Raw genomic sequence first — 21210 nt, 5'->3', positions numbered from 1 at the left:
GTCTATTTTTGCCAGAAATCTATTTTTGACTATTTTAACCGGATATCCCATTAGGTAAACCTGCTATGATCCCAAACCCCACCATGCCAGAGGTTAACATACCAGCGGTTATTCAACATATCCCACTTCAAAGCTACCTAATTCTCAGCACCTTACTATTTGTGATCGGCATTATCGGCGTGCTTACACGCAGGAACGCCATTATCATTTTTATGTCGATTGAATTGATGCTGAACGCTGCTAACCTGCTGCTGATCGCATTCTCTTCCTATCGGTCCGATCCTTCCGCACAGGTTTTTGTATTCTTCATTATGGCGGTAGCTGCCGCCGAAGTAGCCGTCGGGCTGGCCATTATCGTAATGATTTACCGCAACACCAGAAATACGGACATTGGGTTCCTGAACAAGCTGAAATGGTAATTACCGGCGCATAACCGGTACACAATCAAGAGATTAAAGATTAAAAAATAGACATGTCTGCATCATTACTCATCCTGATTCCGCTGCTGCCGCTCGCCGGCTTTCTGATCAACGGGCTCGGATTTCCCAATATTCCAAAAGGCGCAGTCGGCATTATCGGAACGTTGGCGGTTGTGGCCAGTTTCGTGCTGTCGGTCATGACGTTCAATGCATTCGTTGCTTCCGGCAGTCAGCCGTTCATCGTACCGCTTTTCGACTGGATCACGGTCGGCGACCTTAATATCCCGTTCTCGTTCCAGGTAGATCAGCTTTCGCTGCTCATGCTGATGATCATCACCGGCGTAGGCTCGCTGATCCACATTTATTCGATTGGCTACATGCACAACGACTCGGGTTTCGGCAAGTTTTTCGCTTACCTGAACCTGTTTTTGTTTTTCATGCTCCTGCTGGTGCTGGGCTCGAACTACGTGATCATGTTCATCGGTTGGGAAGGTGTGGGACTTTGCTCTTACCTGCTCATCGGTTTTTGGAACAAGAACACCAACTACAACAATGCTGCCCGTAAGGCATTCATTATGAACCGCGTGGGTGACCTTGGCTTCCTGCTAGGTATCTTCACGATCATCGCCACATTTGGTTCGGTAGAATATTCGGAGGTTTTCAGTAAAGCTGCCGCCGGTTTCCAGGTAGGCGACCCGGTGATTATTACCATTACGTTGTTTCTCTTTGTAGGTGCCATGGGTAAATCGGCCCAGATCCCATTATACACCTGGTTGCCTGATGCGATGGCTGGTCCTACCCCGGTTTCAGCCCTGATCCACGCGGCAACGATGGTTACCGCAGGTATTTATATGGTGATCCGCTCCAACGTGCTCTATTCACTCGCGCCTTCGACGCTCGAAATCGTGGGTATTATCGGTGGAGCTACCGCGTTGTTTGCCGCTTCTATCGGCCTTTTGCAAAACGATATCAAGAAAGTACTGGCCTACTCTACCGTGAGCCAGCTCGGCTATATGTTCATGGGTCTGGGCGCGATGGCCTATTCGGCGTCGATGTTCCACGTGATTACCCACGCATTCTTCAAAGCATTGCTTTTCCTCGGTGCCGGTAGCGTGATCCACGCCATGTCCGACGAGCAGGATATCCGTTCAATGGGCGGTCTCCGCAAGAAATTGCCTGTTACATTTCTGACTTTCCTGATCGCCACGATCGCGATCTCCGGTATCCCGCCATTTGCAGGTTTCTTCTCCAAAGATGAAATCCTTGCACATGTTTTTGAACACAACAAAATCCTGTGGGTAATCGGTGTGCTGGGCTCGATCATGACTTCCTTTTATATGTTCCGCCTGTTGTTCCTCACATTCTTCGGGACCTTCCGCGGTACGCACGAGCAGGAGCACCATCTGCACGAATCACCTGCTTCCATGACGGTACCTTTGATCATCCTCGCCATTCTTTCGGCAGTGGGTGGTTTCATCGGCGTTCCCGAAGCGTTGCACGGCTCACACCAGCTGGCACAGTTCATGAGCCCGTTGTATGATCTGGCAAAAACAGCAAACCCCGCCGCATTCGAACATACTTCCCTTTCACATTCAGAAGAATATATGCTGATGGCCATTTCGGTAGCCGCAGCATTGATCTCCGCAATCGCCGCTTATGTGATGTATGTGCAAAAAGGCGCGGTACCAGCACCGGATTCGGAAGAAAAATCAGGCTTGCAGCGCGTGGTTTATAACAAATACTATGTCGACGAACTGTATGATGCCGTATTTGTGAAGCCGATTAAAGCACTGTCCAACATCCTGTACAGCTTCGGCGAGATTTTCATCGACCTGATTATCGATGCATTCGTAAAACTCGTGAGCCTGGGGGCGAAACTGTTACGAAAAACACAAACCGGCTCCACCGGCGAATACGTGTTCGCAATGGTGATCGGCATTGTGGTCATATTATTCTGGAAGCTGTTACTCTGATCCGATCATTCATCAATCCGTTTCCTATTAGTTTCGGACCGTCGACTTGAAAATATGCTTACTCTTCTTTTAATACTTTTACCAATAGCGGCAGGCGTTATCACCCTCCTGGCCGGCGAACGCATGGCGAAGCAGCTGGCGCTGGTTGGCGGCCTGACATCATTGGGCATCGCTATTTTTACCTGGCTGCAATTCGACCCTGCAGCTGGCTCTCAATTCGGGTTTAAATATGCCTGGCTGGCCTCGGGAGGCATTTCCTTTGCTGCCGGTATCGACGGTATCAGCATGCTTCTGGTATTGCTTACCACGTTCCTGACACCGCTGATCATCCTTTCGGCATTTAAAAACGAGTACAAAAACCCTGCGGCATTCTATTCGCTCATCCTATTTATGGAAGCGGCGCTGATCGGTGTTTTCACTGCTACGGATGCATTCCTTTTCTACTTGTTCTTCGAAGCTGCATTGATCCCCGTTTACTTCCTTGCGGCGATCTGGGGCGGAGAGAACCGCATCAAGGTCACATTCAAATTCTTCATTTATACGATCTTCGGTAGCTTGTTCATGTTTGTGGCGCTGGTTTACCTTTATTACCAGACACCGGGCACGCATACCTCTGAAATAGCAGCATTCTACCAACTGCAACTGAGTCCGGCAGCCCAAGGCTACCTTTTCTGGGCATTCTTCATTGCATTTGCCATTAAAATGCCGCTTTTCCCTTTCCATACCTGGCAGCCGGATACTTACACCGAGTCGCCTACCGCGGCTACAATGCTGTTATCAGGTATTATGCTTAAAATGGGGGTTTACGGTCTGATCCGCCTGCTGCTGCCGATCGTGCCATTGGGCATGGAGCAATGGGGCTTCCTGGCGATGATCCTTTCGGTGATCGGTATCATCTACGGTTCCATCATCGCAATCCAGCAGAGCGACATGAAAACGCTCATCGCATACTCGTCTTTCGCGCACGTGGGACTGATGGCGGCCGGTGTATTCTCGTCTTCATTGAATGGCTTGCAAGGCGCATTGATCCAGATGCTCGCACACGGTATCAACGTGATCGGCCTCTTCTTCATCGTCGACATTATTTATTCAAGAACCAAAACCCGCTACCTCGACCAACTCGGGGGCATTACCCAAAGCACGCCGCATTTGAGCGTGTATTTCATGGTGTTGCTGCTGGGAAGCGTTGCATTGCCGCTTACCAACGGCTTTGTGGGTGAATTCCTTTTGCTTTCAAGTGTATTCCAATACAAAGGCTGGCTCGGTGCCGTAGCTGGTCTGACGATCATTCTCGGTTCGGTATACATGCTCCGTCTTTTCCAGAAATCCATGTTCGGGCCGAAATCGAAATGGGTGGAAGGCTTCCAGGATCTTACTGCCAGCGAGCGCGCCGTATTGCTGCCGCTGATCGTCATGGTATTCTGGATCGGTATTTACCCAAGCACATTCCTGAAAATAACAGAGCCTGCTGTAAACCAATTGTTGCAACTGGTCAATAACTAAGTTAAGAATATGTATCCCATTATATTGTTGTCGGTTTTTGGAGTATTAACGCTCTTTCTGGGCTTTTCGAAATCCAAGAACATCCTCCTACCCTCTACCCTGCTTTTCCTCATCCTCGCGCTGGGAAGCAACTTCATCGAATGGGGTAAAGGGCCGTTCCTGTACTTCTACGACATGCTCCGGGTGGACAACCTCACGCTCGCATTCAACGGGATCGTATTGCTTTCCGCATTTATGATCGTCGCAATCTCGGGTGGCTTCCAGGACAATGCAGACGCCGAGCCGGCTGAATATTATGGTTTGATGCTTTTCTCGCTCGTGGGCGCCATTATGATGATCGGCTTCGATCACCTGATTATGCTCTTCATTGGTGTTGAGATCCTTTCGGTAGCCATGTACGTGCTCACAGGGAGCAATAAACGCAACCTGCGCTCCAACGAGGCAGCATTGAAATACCTCTTAATGGGTGCATTTGCGACCGGGTTCATGCTTTTCGGTATGACATTGCTGTATGGCGCAACCGGCTCGTTCCAGCTCGTCGCGATCCAGGGCTTTGCGTCGAATATGTCCGCCGCTTCGCAATCCTACATTTTCTACGCAGGGTTGCTATTGCTGCTGATCGGTATGCTTTTCAAAGTATCCGCAGCTCCGTTCCATTTCTGGACGCCGGACGTATACGAAGGCGCACCTACTATTTTCACGACCTTCATGTCGACGATCGTGAAAACTGCCGGTTTTGCGGCACTATTCCGTTTGTTGAATCACACTTTTGCTATCTATAACTTCTGGTGGATCGTGATCGCAATCATCGCCGTGCTGACACTCCTGGTGGGCAACATCGGTGCTACCAGTCAGAACAGCTTCAAAAGAATGCTTGCCTACTCGGGTATCTCGCATGCAGGTTACCTGCTGATCGCACTAACGGCCCTGAGCAAGCCTACTCAAAACGCCATTATCTTTTACTCTCTCGCCTACTCCTTATCGACCATCGCTGCATTCGGTGTGCTGATGCTCGTTTCAAAGGAGAAAACGATCGAAGGACAGCCCAACGAACGCTACGAAGCATTCAATGGTCTGGCCAAACAAAACCCATTGCTGGCTTTCGTACTGGCGGTATCCATGCTTTCGCTGGCTGGTATCCCGCTCACGGCCGGGTTCTGGGGTAAATTCTTCATTTTCACGAGCGCAGCGGAGCGCGGCATTATCTGGATTACTGTGATCGCCGTTCTGATGTCGACCGTCGGTATTTACTACTATTTCCGGGTGATTATCTCTTCTTACTTCAGGGAAGGGGATACCGTTAAGATCCGCGTGGCGCCGTTTTACCAGATCATCCTGGTGTTGGCTACATTCCTGACAATCCTGTTCGGTCTGGCACCGGGTATCTTCGAGAAATTGATTTAAAAACTTACAAATAATACCTTATGAAAATCGCCGTAAGACATACGGCGATTTTTTTGTTACCAACTGTTCAAACACACGTATCAAGGGTATCTGTAATTGAAAAAAGATATCCGTATGCAAACCAAACGACACACCTACCTCCCATTCACATTCAGGCCGGAAGATCTCCTCGGCCGCGAACCTATCGTCCCGGATTTACAAAATGCCTTTGAACGGGTTCGCCACCGCAACATCCTTATCACGGGTGCTTCGGGCACGATCGGCAGCGAGCTCGCCGTACAGGTATGCGCCTGTGCGCCCGCACGAGTGATTTTGATTGACCAGGCCGAAACTGCGCTTTACGAGCGCGATTATCAGCTGAAACGGCAATTCCCTGCAACGCACATTACCTGCCTCATCGCCAACATAACTGACGCGCGGCGCATGACTGATCTGTTTTTGAAAAATAAGATCGACATCGTTTTCCATGCCGCAGCCTACAAACACGTGCCGTTCATGGAGCGCCACCCTTACGAGGCCATCAAGACCAACGTTTTTGGTACCGCCATTCTTGCCGATCTTGCCGTTGCGCGAGGCGTCGGCCAATTCGTGTACATTTCCACCGACAAAGCCATCAGACCTGCCGGTATAATGGGGGCTACGAAGCATTTCGGAGAACTTTATCTGCAATATCTCAGCCACGAACATCCAGCATGCACTCAGTTCATTATCACCCGCTTCGGAAATGTACTTGGTTCCAATGGCTCATTCCTCGTCCGTTTCGCCCAGCAAATCCGGGAGGGCGGGCCTGTTACCGTCACCCATCCTGATGCCGAGCGGTACCTGATGACGGTCACGGAAGCTTGTCAGTTGGTATTACTGGCCGCGGCGCAAAGCAGCGGGAGCGAAGTGCTGTCCTTCGACATGGGGAAACCGGTACGCATTGCAAAGGTCGCCCGGGACATGATCCGGCTGGCGGGAATGGAGCCGGAGAAAGACATTCCCATCATTTTCACAGGATTACGAGCGGGCGAAAAACTGACGGAAGTATTACACACCGGCGAGAAAGGGACCACACCTGGACAGCTCTGCACGATGCCTTTTCCCGACCGCCCTTCCCGATGCATGCGTGCAATGCTGGAAGCTTTGCAAAAAGCCCTCGACTCCGGCGAGCCTCAGCAAATGGTGAGCGTGTTAAAAATGGTGATTCCGGAATACATCAGCGCCAATTCACCTTACGAAGCTTTGGATGACGCACCTGGCACGCAGGGTGTATCTGACAACCGACTGCCGACAGCCGATGTTAATTAGAGGCGTGATCAATTAGCGGGTATAAAACCACTTACCTGCATCCAATGCAGGCACCTGCCAAACCACTCGTCGAATGACGGCGTTTTGGGGTAACCATGCTGGCCCTGTGAATAGATATGCATATCGGCCGGGACACCTTTGGCATTCAATGCTTCGTAAAAGCGAATGCTGTTCGACACCGGCACTACGGTATCGTCGCCCGCGTGCGTGAGGTACGCGGGCGGCGTAGAGGCCGTCACCTGTAAATCGTTGGAAAAGTAGTTGATGCGTTCGGCGGACGGAGACGCGCCGAGCAGGTTCGCGGACGACCCTTTATGCCCGATTTTTCCTTCAAAACTGATCACGGGATATACCAGCACCATGAAATCGGGACGAAGGCTGGTTTTTTGCGGGTTCTCGATGAAAGTGCTGTCGTAATGCGTACCAGCCGTAGAAGCAAGGTGACCACCCGCCGAAAAACCCATAATACCGATCTTCGCCGGGTCGACCTGCCATTCCTTTGCCTTTTCACGAACCGTTTTAATGGCTTGCTGGGCGTCCTGCAACGGGCCTATCGCCTTGTCCTTCATGATCCGGTCGCTGGGTAACCGGTATTTCAGCACGAATGCGGCAATGCCGGCTTTGTTCAGCTCTTTTGCGACGCGGTATCCTTCCCGCTCGATTACCAGTCCGCCGTAACCGCCGCCGGGGCAGACAATCACCGCTGCACCATTACCGGTGCCTGCCGCGGGAAGAAATGCTGTCAATGTAGGCTTCGATACATTTTTAACGTATGCTTTTTCATTGGTTTCCTGATTTTCCGCCTCAATGGCATTCGGGATGCGATCCGGGTAAAGTGCCATTTCGGTCTGAGCTTGTGCCGGCATCGCCAGAAGTTGAACAAGGCCAATGGAGGCCAGAAGGCTGGATAGTTTTATCATTTAATTTTTTTCTAATTCCTATTAGATATTTTTCTACCTAAATTTCGGTTACACTGTTTAACCGCCCGGTGACGCAGAACCCCCTGCTGCGCTAACGGCCGGCAAACAATGGGTTAAGACATAGTTCGACAAAATTTACCTGCGCAACGCGCACGGAAAACCTTCGGAATGGAGCGAACAGAATTGCACCATTCTGTGTTATTCGACTAATTCTTTTAATATTAATATAATATTTACAAGAAATTCGAAACGCGTTTGTTACTTTGCCCCATTGAACAATCAAAAAAATAGCTAGTTTTGTAGAGTATCCTAATCATGCACTAGTTTCTTTGATAAGTTATAAATCGTCTTAAATCCACAAAAGAATGAAATATACAGTACATGCAGAGGGCAGGTTTCAATTTATCGATGAGGGAAAGGGCGAAACGTTACTGCTTTTGCATGGCCTTTTCGGTGCATTAAGTAACTGGGACGGTATTATTGACCATTTTTCAAACCGTTACCGGGTCGTTATTCCATTGCTTCCGATTTACTCGCTTCCCCCGCGTGAAGCCGGTCTGGAAGCATTACTCGCCTTTCTGGAAGACTTTGTTTCGTTTAAAAATCTCACCAACGTTACGGCGATCGGTAATTCGCTGGGCGGGCACATCGGCCTGCTTTACACCCTGAAAAACCAGGAGAATGTACAGCGCCTGGTATTGACCGGCAGCTCGGGCCTGTTCGAAAACTCGATGGGCGGCTCGTTCCCGAAACGTGGAAGTTATGACTATATCAAGGAACGCGTAGCCTATACCTTTTACGATCCGGAAGTGGCTACCAAGGAGCTCATCGACGAGGTGTTCGAAACAACTTCGAGCATCCCGAAATGTATGAGCATCGTAGGCATCGCGAAATCGGCCCAGCGCCATAACCTCGCGAAAGATTTGCACCAGATCACCGTTCCTACCCTGCTTGTCTGGGGTCTCAACGATACCATTACCCCTCCGCATGTAGGTTACGAGTTCAATCGCCTGATAGCCAATTCGGAATTGTACTTTATCGATAAATGTTGCCACGCTCCGATGATGGAGCACCCGCACGAGTTCAACCTGATCCTGGAAAGTTTCCTGGAAAAAGACGTGTCGGTTCCGATGGCGTAAACGCCCGGGAATTCCCGGAAAATTTCTTTTGTTACGATAGTTGATCTATATATAGTTTTTTTATAGCTTCGGAAAATGACGTTCTGACCTATGCTCGCAGCCACTCTGATAAATCCTATGATCCCTGTACTGAAACCGAACGATTCGGTGGGTACGGCTTTGGATTGGATGGATGAGTTTGGCGTGAAGCAATTGGTCATCGCCGACTCGGGCGTTTATCAGGGAATTGTTTCTGAAGATATTCTCTTCGACATTACGGACATTTCCGAGCAGCTTTCGAAAGTAATCATCCAGCATAAGGACATTTTCGCGACCGAAGATCAGCATCCTTACGAGCTGCTCCGGTTGGTAAACCAATTTGGCCTGCTGATCATCCCCGTGCTTCACGACGACCGGTCATTTGCGGGCAGTATTCTTGTGAACGACCTCGTTGAACATTTTGTGAACGAGCTGGGTGTGCAGGAAAAAGGGGCTGTAATTGTGCTCAAAATAGAAGAAAGAAACTATTCGCTTTCAGAAATTAGCAGACTGATCGAGTCAAACGGCGTCAAAATCCTGAGCAGTTATTATTCGTCGGGAGAAGTCTATAATCCAACCAACGAAGCCCGGTTGACCTTGAAACTGAACCGGACGCACATTACCCCCATTATCGCAACGCTTGAACGCTTCGGGTACGAAATCGAAGAAGCGCACGCCAACGACCCGATCGAAAGCCTCGACCAGGAGCGCCTCGATATGCTTTTGCGCTATCTGGCTACTTAGCATCCCAAGCGCGACGCCCGACGCTTCAAATGTGCATGCGGCTTTTGAATCGCACCGTTTGTCGTGTATCTTTCGGCTGAAACCACACGTTTTACTTTTCCTTCATGAAAATCGCCATTCACGGACGCAACTTTAATGAGTCCGCAAGGCCATTCATTGAAAATATGTTCGATGAACTGGCGCGCAGAAAAGTTGAAGTCCAGCTTTCGAAGTCATTCAGGACATTTCTGGACCAGGCCGGCATTTCGCATTATTCCGAACTGGTTTATGAAAAACCGGAAGACCTTTTCGACGCACGCCTCATCGTGAGCATGGGTGGCGACGGCACACTGCTGGAAACGATTTCGCACGTCGGCAAGCGGCAAACACCCGCTATCGGTATCAATGTGGGCCGCCTGGGTTTCCTGGCTACCGTGCCGCCCGAACGCATTACCGACATGATCGCCGCGCTCGAAAACAGCCAGTTTCGCATCGACGAGCGTACGCTCGTGGAAGTTGAGTCCAATATCGATCTTTTCGACGGCCTGAACTTCGGTTTGAATGATTTCACCATCACCAAAACCGATACGTCGTCGATGATCACTGTGCATACTTACCTGAACGATGAGTTTTTGAACTCCTACTGGGCCGACGGGCTTATCGTATCGACACCCACAGGTTCTACAGGCTATTCATTGAGCTGCGGCGGGCCGGTACTTGTGCCGCATTCGCAAAACTTTATCGTCACGCCCATCAGCCCGCACAACCTCAACGTGCGCCCGCTCGTGGTAGAGGATACCGCCGTAATACGCCTCGAAGTAAAGAGTCGCAGCAGCAATTTCCTCGTTTCGCTCGACGCACGCTCGCGCATTGTGGATGAGAACACGCAGCTGCTTGTGCGCAAAGCCGGCTTCATTGCACGGCTGATCAAGATGAAAGACGACAGTTTTTTGAATACATTGAGAAGCAAACTATCGTGGGGGCTCGACATGCGTAACTAGGCCCCCGAAATCACCACTTCTGACACCCTATGCGCCTTACTTACCACACCTTCGACCTCCAACTCAAACATACCTTCACCATCGCGCACGACTCGCGCGATGTACAGCAGACGCTCATCGTCCAGCTCAGCGATGGCATTTATTCCGGCTTTGGCGAGGCTACTTCCAACCCCTATTATGGCATCACGATCGGTAACATGATCGCGACGCTCGATATGGTGAAGGACATTGTTGAAAAGGGAAAATACACTTCCGCAGAAGAGCTCTGGACCATGGTACACCCGCTGCTCAGAGACAATTCATTCGCACAATGTGCATTGGACGAGGCCGCGCAGGATTATTTTGCTAAAAAGAAAGGCCAGAAGCTGTACGAAAGCTGGGGCCTGTCGCCCGAGAATATCCCTATGACCAATTTTACGATCGGTATTGATACTGTGGAAAAGATGGTCGAGAAGATGAAAGAGCTTCCCTGGCCTATTTACAAGATCAAGCTCGGTACGAATGAAGACCTGCGCATTGTACGGGAATTAAGGAAAAACACCGACGCACTTTTCCGCGTGGATGCTAACTGCGGCTGGACAGCAGAGAAAACCATTGAAATAGCGCCTCAATTGGCCGCATTAGGTGTGGAATTCATCGAACAACCGCTACCCGCGGATGATATTGAGGGAATGAAAAAGGTATTTGCATCGAGCGCATTGCCTGTGATTGCGGATGAAAGTTGCATTGTTGAAGAAGATGTCGAGCAATGTCACGGCCTTTTTCACGGCATTAATGTAAAACTGACCAAATGCGGCGGGCCTACCGCTGCGTTGCGGATGATCGCACAAGCGCGCTCATTAGGCATGAAAACGATGGTCGGCTGCATGACAGAGACCAGCGTCGGCATTTCGGCCATTGCGCATTTGCTTCCGCTGCTCGATTACGTCGATATGGACGGTTCCCTGCTCATCCGCAACGATCCCGCCACCGGCGTTACTTTCGATTTTGGCAAAGTGATTTACGCCCAGGGCAATGGCACCGGAGCCGCCTTGAAGCCTGAATTTTTATAGGTTCCGCTGTGAACACCTTCCATACCACCAAACTTCCCGGCCGGACCGTCGTTACAACCGACGGACGGGAATTTTTGTGGTTCAGCGGCACGGATTACCTTGGAATGGGCCACAACGAAGACTTTCGTAGATACGTACATTCGGCTACGGAAACTTTCGGAAATCATTATGGTAGTTCGAGGAATAACAGCTTGCGGCTTGACATTTACGATGATGCCGAACAACAACTCGCTCATTTTCTGGGAACTGAGTCTGCATTGATTGTCTCGTCGGGCATGTGGGCGGGGCAGTTGCTGATGAAAGAAGTTGAGAACGTTGTTCAACGAAAGCGTGACATCGCCAGAATCTTCTACCATTATGCACCCGGCGTTCATCCCGCATTATGGGGCCATGGATTTCAGCGGAACAATGGTGAATGGAGCGAGTGGATAATGCAAACCGCTCGAAAAATCAATGCAACCGAGCCGGATGTCGCGCATATAATCTGTACGGATGCCGTAGGTTCGCCGATGGTGAAGGCATTTGATTTTACCCTCTTTAATGCTATTCAAAATTCAGCGAATGTGTGGCTCATCATCGATGAATCGCATTCGCTGGGTGTGATGGGAGCCCGCGGAAATGGTGTGATGGAACAAATACATCCAAAGCTTTCGAAGCAAACCATCTTTGCTTCGTCCCTGAACAAAGCACTGGGCATTCCCGCAGGTGCTGTTTGGGGTTCAAAAAGTGTGGTTGAAATGGTGCGAAAATCGCCCTGGTTCGCAGGTGGGTCTCCGCCCGCACCCGCCTATGCGTACGCGTTGAAAACACTTTTGGAACAGAGCAAATATGCGGCGGCGCGCGCTTTGCTGATGAAGAATATTGGTTATATCAATGCAAAAATGGAAGGTACCGCGCTTTTTAAATGCATAGAAGGTTACCCCGTATTCTGTTCCTCCAACGCCGCATTATTCGAGCATTTGCTGGAAAACGGTATTATGGCCTCCTGCTTCCCCTACCCATCGCCTGCGGACGCGCCTGTTACGCGCATTGCGATTAGCAGTTTGCACCAAAAAGAAGACCTCGACCGATTGGCCGAGGTCTGTAAGCGGTTTAATGCTTGATATTTCTTAAAGCCAATCTTTGTATTTAGTCTTCGGTAGTTGTTCCGCCTAGTTTGGCAAGGCGCTTTTCCTCAGCCAGCTTTTCACGCTCCACTTTCGCCGAAACCATGATACTCAATTCATAAAGCAAGAATAGCGGAATGGCCACGAGTACCTGGCTGTAAATGTCCGGCGAAGGTGTAATCACCGCCGCTACGATCAGGATCACAATCATCGAGTGCTTGCGGTATTCGCGCATGAACGAAGGCGTGAGTACTCCGATTTTCGACAAAACAAACACCACAATCGGCAACTGGAATGCCACCCCGCAGGCCAGTGTAAGTGTCGCCACCAGCGAAATATACGAAGCAAGACTGAATTCGTTGATAATCGTCGGATCGAGCGTGTAGTTGGCAAGGAAGTTGATAGCAAGCGGCGATACCACGTAATAGCCGAACAGCACACCGGAGAAAAACAGTGTAGTCACATAAAACACCGCTCCCCGCGCCGACCGTTTTTCAGAAGGTTTCAGACCAGGCTCGATAAACCGCCAGATTTCCCAGAATGCGTAAGGGAAGGCAAATACCAGACCTGCGATCACCGACGACGTCATACTCATCGTAAACGCATCGCCCATTCCGATCACCTGCAATTTGAAGTTCAGGCTCTTTACGCACAAATCCTCGTAACCGGTGATTTCCGACAGTTTGCAGAGCATTCTATACGTCCAGAAATCAGGCTGTGACGGCGCAATGATTACATAATGGTATATTTCTTGAATATAAATGAAGGCAAGAATCGCAAATACGAGAATCGAAGCACCGGCGCGGATAACATGCCATCTTAGTTCTTCGAGATGCGAAAGGAACGACATCTCCTTGCCATCGCCGTCTTCATCCTCCTGCTCTCTGTCAAAATCCTGATCCAGGGACATATTTTAAGTTATTACTAGAACTCAATCTAAGTGAAAAGCTGAAATTACTTAAAAAACCCGTCGAAGTGATCCGACGGGTTTTTTATTCATGCGTTCTGGATCAATTAATCCATTACAAAAGGGTAATCGTTCTCAACGTACACGTCTGTGTAAGCCTCTTTCGGGTCCGGCCACTCCGATTCTTCGGCGAATTGCACGGACTCCGCAACGATATCTTTTACTTTTTTATCGATGTTTTCCAGCTCCTCTTCGGTAGCCAGCTTGTTTTCAAGGATCACCGCACGGATCTGCTCGATCGGATCGCGGTGTTTGTATTCTTCTACCTCCTCTTTCGAACGGTATTTCTGAGGATCGGACATGGAGTGTCCGCGGTAGCGGTAAGTACGGAATTCGAGGAAAGTAGGTCCGTCGCCTCTGCGGGCGCGTTCCGCCGCACGGGAAACCGCTTCGTGAATCGCCTCAACGCTCATACCGTCAACAGGCTCCGAAGGAATGTCATATGCCTCGCCAAGGGTATAAAGCTCGGTAACGTTGGATGTACGCGCTACGGAAGTACCCATTGCGTAACCATTATTTTCAACGACGAAGATCACCGGCAGCTTCCAGCTCATCGCCATGTTCAGCGTTTCGTGGAATGAACCCTGGCGGATCGCGCCATCACCGAAGTAACAGATACACAGGTTATCGGTTTTGTTATATTTCTCTGCAAATGCGATACCTGCGCCCAGTGGAATCTGGCCGCCTACGATACCGTGGCCTCCGATGAAGCCTACTTCTTTATCAAAAATGTGCATAGAACCGCCCTTACCTTTGGTAGTTCCGGTCTTTTTGCCGAAAAGCTCCGCCATAATCGCGTTCGGGCTCGTGCCCAATGCGAGAGGGATACCATGATCACGGTAAGCGGTAATGTACTTGTCGCCTTTTTTCAGGGCACTCACCGCGCCGGAAGAACAGGCTTCCTGGCCGATGTAGAGGTGGCAAAAACCACGAATCTTCTGCTGACCGTACAACTGGCCTGATTTTTCTTCAAAACGGCGTTGTAAAAGCATATTCTCGAACCAGAACATGTATTGCTCCTTCGGATGCTGTAACTTTTTGGGGGCTGATGCTTTCTTTTTCTCAGTAACGGTGGCCATGTATTTGGTTCTCGTTTATAAAGACAGAACTTTGTCTTAAAGTTATGGTATGAACAGAGTCTGTTTTGCCGTACTCACGCAATGATGTGCGAAAATAAGCATAAACTAAATAACAAAGAAGTTCATGTGGCTAGAAAAGCTCCGTCTTACCTACTTTAAAAGCTATGAGGAGAAGGCCTTCACTTTTGGAAAACATGTGAACTGTATCGTGGGCGAGAACGGCAGCGGAAAAACCAACCTGCTCGACGCAATCTATTTCCTGACCCTTACCAAGAGCGCATTTCACAACCAGGACGCCCTCGGCATCCGCCACACCGCCGATTTCTTCCTCATCGATGGCGTATTCAACGAGCACGGGAAGCATATCCAGATTACATGCAGCCTGCAACGCGGCCAGCGGAAGGTTTTCATGGCCGATAAGAAGCATTATGACCGCCTGAGCGACCATATCGGCCTGTTTCCAGTCGTGCTCATCGCGCCCGACGACACCGACCTCATCCGCGACGGCAGCGAGGAACGCCGCCGCTTTTTCGATGGCGTACTCGGCCAGGCCGTGCCCGGCTACCTGGGCGACTTCCTGCAATACAACAAAATCCTCACCCAGCGAAACGGTCTCTTAAAACTTTTCGCCGAAAGAAATTACCTCGACGAAGACCTGCTCGAAACCTATAATGAGCCTCTGATCGTCCTCTCGCAGCGCATTCACGAGCACCGCGCGACGTTCATGCAAAAATTCATCCCGCTGTTCTGCAAATACTACGAATTCCTCAGCAGCGGGCATGAAAAAGTGGATGTAATCTATGAAAGCGAAGTCGCCAGCCCCGATTTCCCAGCCGAATTCCGTCGCAATCGTAGCCGCGACCTGCACGCACAACGTACGGGCAAAGGCGTGCATAAGGATGAATATGTATTCGAAATAGACGGGGTTACCCTCAAAAAATTCGGCTCGCAGGGCCAGCAAAAGTCCTTCCTGATTGCCCTCAAACTGGCGCAATTTGAATTATTAAAAGAAGAGAAGGGCAAAACACCCATTCTGCTCCTCGATGATATTTTTGATAAACTCGACGACCGCCGCATTCATAAACTCATTGAACTCATTGATACCGGCTTCCTGTCGCAGGTTTTCATCACCGACGCCCGTCCGGAGCGCTCGCAAAGGATTTTAGAGCATGTGAAGGCCGATGTGCGTTTTTTTGAGATTGAGAAGGTGTTGAAAGAATGATTTAGTCTTGCTGCTCTCTGAACACACGAAGGCACGATAACAAGTCTTCCATACGATCTGTGTCTATTTCGTTTATCAGGCGAATTGCTTCGGTTTTCATCTCTTGGTCAGACATAGCGAGCATTGTTTTTGATTCAACACTAATCAAGGTTACCTAATTAAAATAACAAAAGCCAGATCGAAACGACCTGGCTTTTCAAGCGGCATGCATTAAAAATCACCGCATTAAACATATTTCGGATCCAGCTCCTTGGCTTGTGCCACAAACTCCTTCACCTTCTGTTCATCATCCTTTTTGCAAATCAATAGCACGCCGTCGAATTCGGCGACGATGAAACCGTCGAGGCCGTTAATGACTACCAGCTTGTCTTTCGGCGTCTTGATGATCGAGTTCGTGGTATTGTGCAGGATCAGGTTGCCGTCTGTAACATTCAGGTTTTCATCCTTTTCCGAAACTTCGTACATCGACTTCCACGTTCCCAGATCCGACCAGCCGAAGCTTGCCAATACAACGTGCACATTATTGGCCTTTTCCATGATACCGTTATCGATGGAAATGCTGCCGCAATGCTGGTAAGCGCGCTGGATGAACGAATCCTCCGAATCGAGGTAATAATGTTCGACCCCGCCCTGGAAAATTTCAGCAATGTCGGGCTGGAATTGAGTCAGCGCTTTTTTGAATGCATTGATATTCCAAACGAAAATACCTGCGTTCCACACAAAATCACCGCTGTCGAGGAACTGCAATGCCAATTCCAGATGGGGCTTTTCGGTAAATGACTTTACTTTTTTAACAGTCAGCTTATCCGGAATGTACTGGATGTAGCCATAACCGGTATCAGGACGAGTCGGCTGGATGCCCAGCGTCACCAGGATGTCCTCATTACGGGTAGCTCCCAACGCAACCTTGATCGTATCCTTGAAAACCTCTTCTTTCAGGATAATGTGGTCCGCAGGCGCTACCACTACGTTCGCGTTCGGGTTGCGGGCCGCAATTTTGTAGCACGCATAGGCAATGCACGGCGCGGTATTTCGCCGGTGTGGTTCCAGGAGAATCTGGTCGTCGGTCAATTCCGGAATCTGCTGTTTGATCAGCTCCTTGTATTCCTGACTGGTTACTATATAAATGTTCTCGATAGGGCAAACGCCGTCGAAACGGTCGACCGTTTGCTGTAACAGCGTCCTTCCTGTGCCAAGCACATCATGGAATTGCTTCGGGAAATCCGTCCGGCTGAACGGCCAAAAACGGGTTCCGACGCCGCCTGCCATGATTATCACATAAGTGTCCTGCATCTGTGTTGTGTAAGGTATGTTTGTTATAACGTTAAATAAAATCTCTCAAAACTAATGATAAAGACTCAGTATGCTCAATCCGGGCATCGGAAAAGTCCCGGAAAGTTAGTTCATGGCGCGAATAGCGGTTTTTCGTCATTGCATTAAATTCCTTTCGAGTGATCGAACCATTTGTTTTCCGAAGACACCTGCCTTTGCATTATAAATACCCAAAGAAAAAATTGGATATTATGTAAACAAAATCTATTTCTTAGTAACTTGTTACAGACATCAACCCACTAACCAACCATGATCCGAACTTCTGCATCCCCCAGAAATCTGCCTCTCTTGTTTTTCTTATTGTTGTTTTGCCAACATTCTTTTGCGCAGATTAGTTTGACCGGAAAGGTTACCGAATCGGTTACCCAGGAACCACTGGCCGGCGTTAGCATTCGTATACAGGGTAAAGTAGCCGGTACAATCACCGACACGAAAGGTAAGTTTTCTCTCAGTACCACCTCGAATCCCCCATTTTCTATCATTGTCAGTTCCGTTGGCTTCCAAACGCAGGAAATTGCGGTCACTGCCAGCATGTCGGACCTGAATATCAAAATGGTGGAACAGCCGGTGCTCGGCAAGGAAATTGTCGTTTCGGCCTCCCGTGTGGAGGAAAGCGTGATGAAATCGCCGGTAGCGGTAGAAAAGCTCGATATCCGGGGTATTCGAGACACGCCAGCAACCAATTTTTATGACGCACTCGCAAACCTGAAAGGCATCGACATGACCACCCAGGGTGTCTTGTTCAAATCCATCAACATGCGCGGGTTTGGTGCGACGGGTAACCCGCGTACCGTGCAGATGATCGACGGTATGGACAATCAGGCGCCGGGACTCAACTTTCCGCTCGATAATATCATCGGTATGTCCGAGCTCGACGTCGAGAGCGTAGAGGTGCTTCCCGGCGCGGCATCGGCGCTGTACGGTCCCAACGCGGTAAATGGATTGGTATTAATGAACAGCAAAAGTCCGTTCCTCTATCAGGGGATAAGCGCGAATCTCAAAGGCGGAATCATGCATGAAAAGAATCGCTCAAAAGCCACCACCCCGTTTGCAGAGGCTACCATCCGTTATGCAAAGGCATTCAACAACAAATTTGCATTCAAGGTAAACCTGTCCTACATCCAGGCGAAAGATTGGGAGGCCACCAATTATACAAACCTGAACGTAGGCGGTAATGCGGATCCGAGCCGCGGAAAAGGCACGGACCTCGACTACGACGGTACGAATGTATACGGCGATGAAATCCAGACGAATATCAACGCGGTAGCGAAAGCGCTTGCTGCGTCCGGGCAGATTCCTCAGGATAAGGTGGGGCTTGTGCCCAATATTTTTGTCAGCCGCACCGGGATCCGGGAGCGGGACCTGGTGGATTACGATACCAAAAGTTTCAAGGCTAATGCCGCATTACATTATCGCCTGAACGAAAAAGTGGAGGCCATTGCGCAAGTCAATTATGGCTATGGAACCACGGTCTATACCGGTACCGGCCGTTACTCATTGCGAGATTTTAACCTTACCCAGGCCAAACTGGAGCTTCGGGGCGACAATTTTACCGTGAGGGCATACACCACACAGGAACGTTCCGGCAAGTCGTACCTCGCAGGCCTCGCGGCGGTTTCCATGCTCGGCGAGATCAAACCAAACAATACCTGGTTCGGACAATATGTGGGCGCCTTTGTACAGGCGCGTGATGCGGGCGCAGCGGAGGCAGATGCACACGCAACCGCCCGGCAGTTTGCTGATCAGGGAATGCCGCAACCGGGCAGCGCCACCTTTAACCAGCTGCTGGATAAATACCGGAACATGCCGATTGTGAACGGCGGAGGTGGTTTTGCAGATAAAACCAATATGTACCACGCAGAAGGCTTTTACAATTTCAAAAACCAGGTCCGCTTTCTGGAACTGATCGCCGGAGCCAACTACCGCCTTTACACGCTCCGCTCTGCCGGGACGTTATTTGCCGATACCAAGGAGGGCCGCGACGGAACAATACCTATTAATGAATGGGGCGCATTCGTGCAAGCCGGCAAAAACCTGCTTTCCGACCATTTGAAACTGACAGGCTCAATCCGCTACGACAAAAACGAGAATTTCGACGGCCAGTTCACGCCGCGCGTGTCGGCGGTGACCACATTTGGCGAGCACAATATCCGCCTCTCTTATCAAACAGGCTTCCGTATCCCCACGACGCAGAACCAATACATCGACCTCCGGACACCATCGGGAACGCTGGTTGGCGGTTTGCCTGAGTTTGATTCACGCTACAACCTTTCGAGTGGCATTCTCCGGCAAAACCTTTCCGAAGCTGCGGTGATGGCCGTGGTGCAAAGTGACCCATCGGTGGTCCAGAGCGCACAGCAATATGCTACGGTGGTAGTGACCCAACAGGCTACCGCTGCCATTACGCAACAAGTCACCACGGCGGTGACCGCGCAGGTTAATGCGGGAGTAGCGGCTGGAACCATTCCGAACGACCCGGCAGTGATCCAGGCGGCCATCAAGGCGGGCGTCAACCAAACGCTTCCGGGCGTATTGTCGGCGCAATTGCCGGGTATTCTCGCCACCCAGGTTCCGGCGCTGGTCCCTGACCTGGCGAAGGCATATGCATTGGGGAAACTGCCTAAATACCAGCCGGTGAAACTGAAACCGGAACGCATTGCCTCCTATGAGGTTGGCTATAAGGGCATTATCGCGAAAAAACTCTTCATCGATGCCTATTATTATATCAGCAAATACAAAAACCTCATTGGCGGGACGGTGATTGTTGTGCCTACTGCTGCGGCTGCCCCAGGTCTGCCTATTGAATCAGGCATTGGGGTGGGTAGTTACCAGGGATACGCGAGGACCGTGAATACAACCGAGACGATAACCACGCGGGGCTTCGCGATCGGGCTGAATTATACATTGCCGAAAGGGTTCAATATCGGCGGTAATGTAGCGAACAATGAGTTGAAAGACTTTACTCCATCTCCCGAAGTACAGTATTCGCAATTCAATACTCCTAAATACCGGTACAATGTGAGCCTTGGCCGCCGCATTACCAGCTCCAACACCTGGGGATTCAATGTCGTGTACCGCTACCAGCAGGCTTTTTTGTGGGAGTCGAGCTTTGTCGTGCCTACGACCACCGATGTGCCGGTATTCTCGAACACCAGGGTGCCGGCGATCAGTAACCTTGATGCGCAGGTTAGCTGGAAAGTGCCCGCGATCAAATCGATCATCAAGCTGGGTGGCACGAATCTGTTCGGGAAATCTTACTTCCAGTCATACGGCAGCCCGAACGTGGGCAGCACGTATTATGTGTCCATTATGTTTGATGAATTGCTGAACTGAGTGCAGGAAAATCTATTTCTCGCCAAAAGCCAGGTCGCCGGCGTCGCCGAGGCCTGGCACTATATAATATTGCTCGTTCAGCTTCTGGTCCACGGCACCGAGCCAGAGGCGGCATTGCGGTATTCTTTCCTGCAGATACTGAACGCCCTCGGGACTGGCAATGACAGAAGCAATATGGGTTTGCGAAGGAATGCCGAAGCGCAGCAATGCATGGTAAACCTTCTCCATGGAGCGGCCGGTTGCCAGCATCGGATCGATCATCACCAGGATTTTACCCGTCAGATCGGGGCTGGTAATGTAGTCCATTTCAACCGTAAACTCCTCCTCTGCATTGATATGGTGCCCACGGTAGGCCCCGATAAATGCATTATCGGCCTTATCGAAAATATTCAGAAAGCCCTGGTGGAACGGTAACCCGGCGCGCAGAATGGTAGCCAGCACGATGGGCTGCAACATCGATCGGCACGGTGCGGTACCGAGCGGCGTTTCTACTTTCTCCGTTTTGAAAGTGAGCGTTTTGGACATCTCATAAGCCAGCAGCTCTCCTACCCGTTCCATATTCCGGCGAAACCGCATCCGGTCTTTCTGACAATTTACGTCACGCAATTCGGCCAGGTAGTGATCTGCTATGGAAGGTTTCTGGGAAAGTAAAAACATGGGAGTGACAGTTTTTTAGACTACTCCATGCAAGATAATACAAATTCATTGACGTAATTTGGAACACCATTT

Annotated in this window: 17 protein-coding genes; 12 read left to right on the top strand and 5 right to left on the bottom strand. The window is 50.1% G+C overall.

What is annotated here, in order from left to right; all coding sequences use genetic code 11:
- The first annotated feature begins 65 nt into the window (after positions 1–65).
- From nuoK to ACQ4MZ_RS27730, 5 genes are all read left to right on the top strand, one after another.
- Positions 66–419 (top strand): NADH-quinone oxidoreductase subunit NuoK, encoded by a 354-nt coding sequence (gene nuoK, locus ACQ4MZ_RS27750; protein ID WP_342084490.1) that lies wholly within the window; start codon positions 66–68, stop codon positions 417–419.
- Between the two features lie 53 nt (positions 420–472).
- Entirely contained in the window at positions 473–2392 is a 1920-nt protein-coding gene (gene nuoL, locus ACQ4MZ_RS27745; RefSeq protein ID WP_430850729.1) for an NADH-quinone oxidoreductase subunit L, read from the top strand.
- 54 nt (positions 2393–2446) lie between these two features.
- Positions 2447–3895: a complex I subunit 4 family protein gene (locus ACQ4MZ_RS27740; RefSeq protein ID WP_430850727.1), complete on the top strand. Its 1449-nt coding sequence runs from the start codon at positions 2447–2449 to the stop codon at positions 3893–3895.
- A gap of 9 nt (positions 3896–3904) precedes the next feature.
- Entirely contained in the window at positions 3905–5299 is a 1395-nt protein-coding gene (locus ACQ4MZ_RS27735) for an NADH-quinone oxidoreductase subunit N (RefSeq protein ID WP_430850725.1), read from the top strand.
- A 114-nt stretch (positions 5300–5413) separates the two neighbouring features.
- Positions 5414–6589: an SDR family NAD(P)-dependent oxidoreductase gene (locus ACQ4MZ_RS27730; protein WP_430850723.1), complete on the top strand. Its 1176-nt coding sequence runs from the start codon at positions 5414–5416 to the stop codon at positions 6587–6589.
- Between the two features lie 8 nt (positions 6590–6597).
- On the opposite strand, the gene ACQ4MZ_RS27725 is transcribed toward ACQ4MZ_RS27730, so the two are convergent.
- Positions 6598–7509: an alpha/beta hydrolase gene (locus tag ACQ4MZ_RS27725; protein WP_430850721.1), complete on the bottom strand. Its 912-nt coding sequence runs from the start codon at positions 7507–7509 to the stop codon at positions 6598–6600.
- 365 nt (positions 7510–7874) lie between these two features.
- On the opposite strand from ACQ4MZ_RS27725, the gene ACQ4MZ_RS27720 reads away from it, so the two are divergent.
- The 5 genes from ACQ4MZ_RS27720 to ACQ4MZ_RS27700 all read left to right on the top strand — a co-directional run bounded on the left by ACQ4MZ_RS27720 (position 7875) and on the right by ACQ4MZ_RS27700 (position 12545).
- Complete coding sequence (locus tag ACQ4MZ_RS27720) at positions 7875–8648, top strand: alpha/beta fold hydrolase (RefSeq protein ID WP_430850719.1); 774 nt, start codon at positions 7875–7877, stop codon at positions 8646–8648.
- A gap of 90 nt (positions 8649–8738) precedes the next feature.
- On the top strand, positions 8739–9410 hold the full coding sequence (locus ACQ4MZ_RS27715; protein ID WP_430850717.1) for a CBS domain-containing protein: 672 nt from the start codon (positions 8739–8741) through the stop codon (positions 9408–9410).
- Positions 9411–9514: 104 nt separating this feature from the next.
- The gene (locus ACQ4MZ_RS27710; RefSeq protein WP_430850715.1) at positions 9515–10390 is read left to right on the top strand and encodes an NAD kinase; all 876 of its coding nucleotides are present in this window, start codon (positions 9515–9517) and stop codon (positions 10388–10390) included.
- A 29-nt stretch (positions 10391–10419) separates the two neighbouring features.
- Positions 10420–11442, top strand: a complete 1023-nt coding sequence (locus tag ACQ4MZ_RS27705) for a dipeptide epimerase (RefSeq protein ID WP_430850713.1) — start codon at positions 10420–10422, stop codon at positions 11440–11442.
- Positions 11443–11450: 8 nt separating this feature from the next.
- Positions 11451–12545 carry an aminotransferase class I/II-fold pyridoxal phosphate-dependent enzyme gene (locus ACQ4MZ_RS27700; protein ID WP_430850711.1) on the top strand — a complete coding sequence of 365 codons (1095 nt, stop codon included), beginning with the start codon at positions 11451–11453 and terminating at the stop codon, positions 12543–12545.
- Positions 12546–12570: 25 nt separating this feature from the next.
- Here ACQ4MZ_RS27700 and tatC read toward each other — a convergent pair whose 3' ends face one another.
- Positions 12571–13458, bottom strand: a complete 888-nt coding sequence (gene tatC, locus ACQ4MZ_RS27695; protein WP_430850709.1) for a twin-arginine translocase subunit TatC — start codon at positions 13456–13458, stop codon at positions 12571–12573.
- Positions 13459–13562: 104 nt separating this feature from the next.
- Complete coding sequence (gene pdhA, locus ACQ4MZ_RS27690) at positions 13563–14594, bottom strand: pyruvate dehydrogenase (acetyl-transferring) E1 component subunit alpha (RefSeq protein WP_430850707.1); 1032 nt, start codon at positions 14592–14594, stop codon at positions 13563–13565.
- A 124-nt stretch (positions 14595–14718) separates the two neighbouring features.
- Here pdhA and recF point away from each other — a divergent pair, with 124 nt between their 5' ends.
- Positions 14719–15816: a DNA replication/repair protein RecF gene (recF, locus tag ACQ4MZ_RS27685; RefSeq protein ID WP_430850705.1), complete on the top strand. Its 1098-nt coding sequence runs from the start codon at positions 14719–14721 to the stop codon at positions 15814–15816.
- 225 nt (positions 15817–16041) lie between these two features.
- Here the strand turns inward: recF and ACQ4MZ_RS27680 are convergent, their stop codons facing one another.
- The gene (locus ACQ4MZ_RS27680) at positions 16042–17109 is read right to left on the bottom strand and encodes a mannose-1-phosphate guanylyltransferase (RefSeq protein WP_430850703.1); all 1068 of its coding nucleotides are present in this window, start codon (positions 17107–17109) and stop codon (positions 16042–16044) included.
- A 288-nt stretch (positions 17110–17397) separates the two neighbouring features.
- On the opposite strand from ACQ4MZ_RS27680, the gene ACQ4MZ_RS27675 reads away from it, so the two are divergent.
- Positions 17398–20481 (top strand): carboxypeptidase-like regulatory domain-containing protein, encoded by a 3084-nt coding sequence (locus tag ACQ4MZ_RS27675; protein ID WP_430850701.1) that lies wholly within the window; start codon positions 17398–17400, stop codon positions 20479–20481.
- A gap of 12 nt (positions 20482–20493) precedes the next feature.
- Here the strand turns inward: ACQ4MZ_RS27675 and upp are convergent, their stop codons facing one another.
- Positions 20494–21138, bottom strand: coding sequence for a uracil phosphoribosyltransferase (upp, locus tag ACQ4MZ_RS27670; RefSeq protein WP_223406303.1), 645 nt, complete (start codon positions 21136–21138; stop codon positions 20494–20496).
- Positions 21139–21210: the final 72 nt, after the last annotated feature.

The organism is Dyadobacter sp. BHUBP1 (genome assembly GCF_050587785.1).
In the GTDB taxonomy this organism is placed as follows: domain Bacteria; phylum Bacteroidota; class Bacteroidia; order Cytophagales; family Spirosomataceae; genus Dyadobacter.
This window is presented reverse-complemented; position numbering and strand designations above follow the sequence as displayed.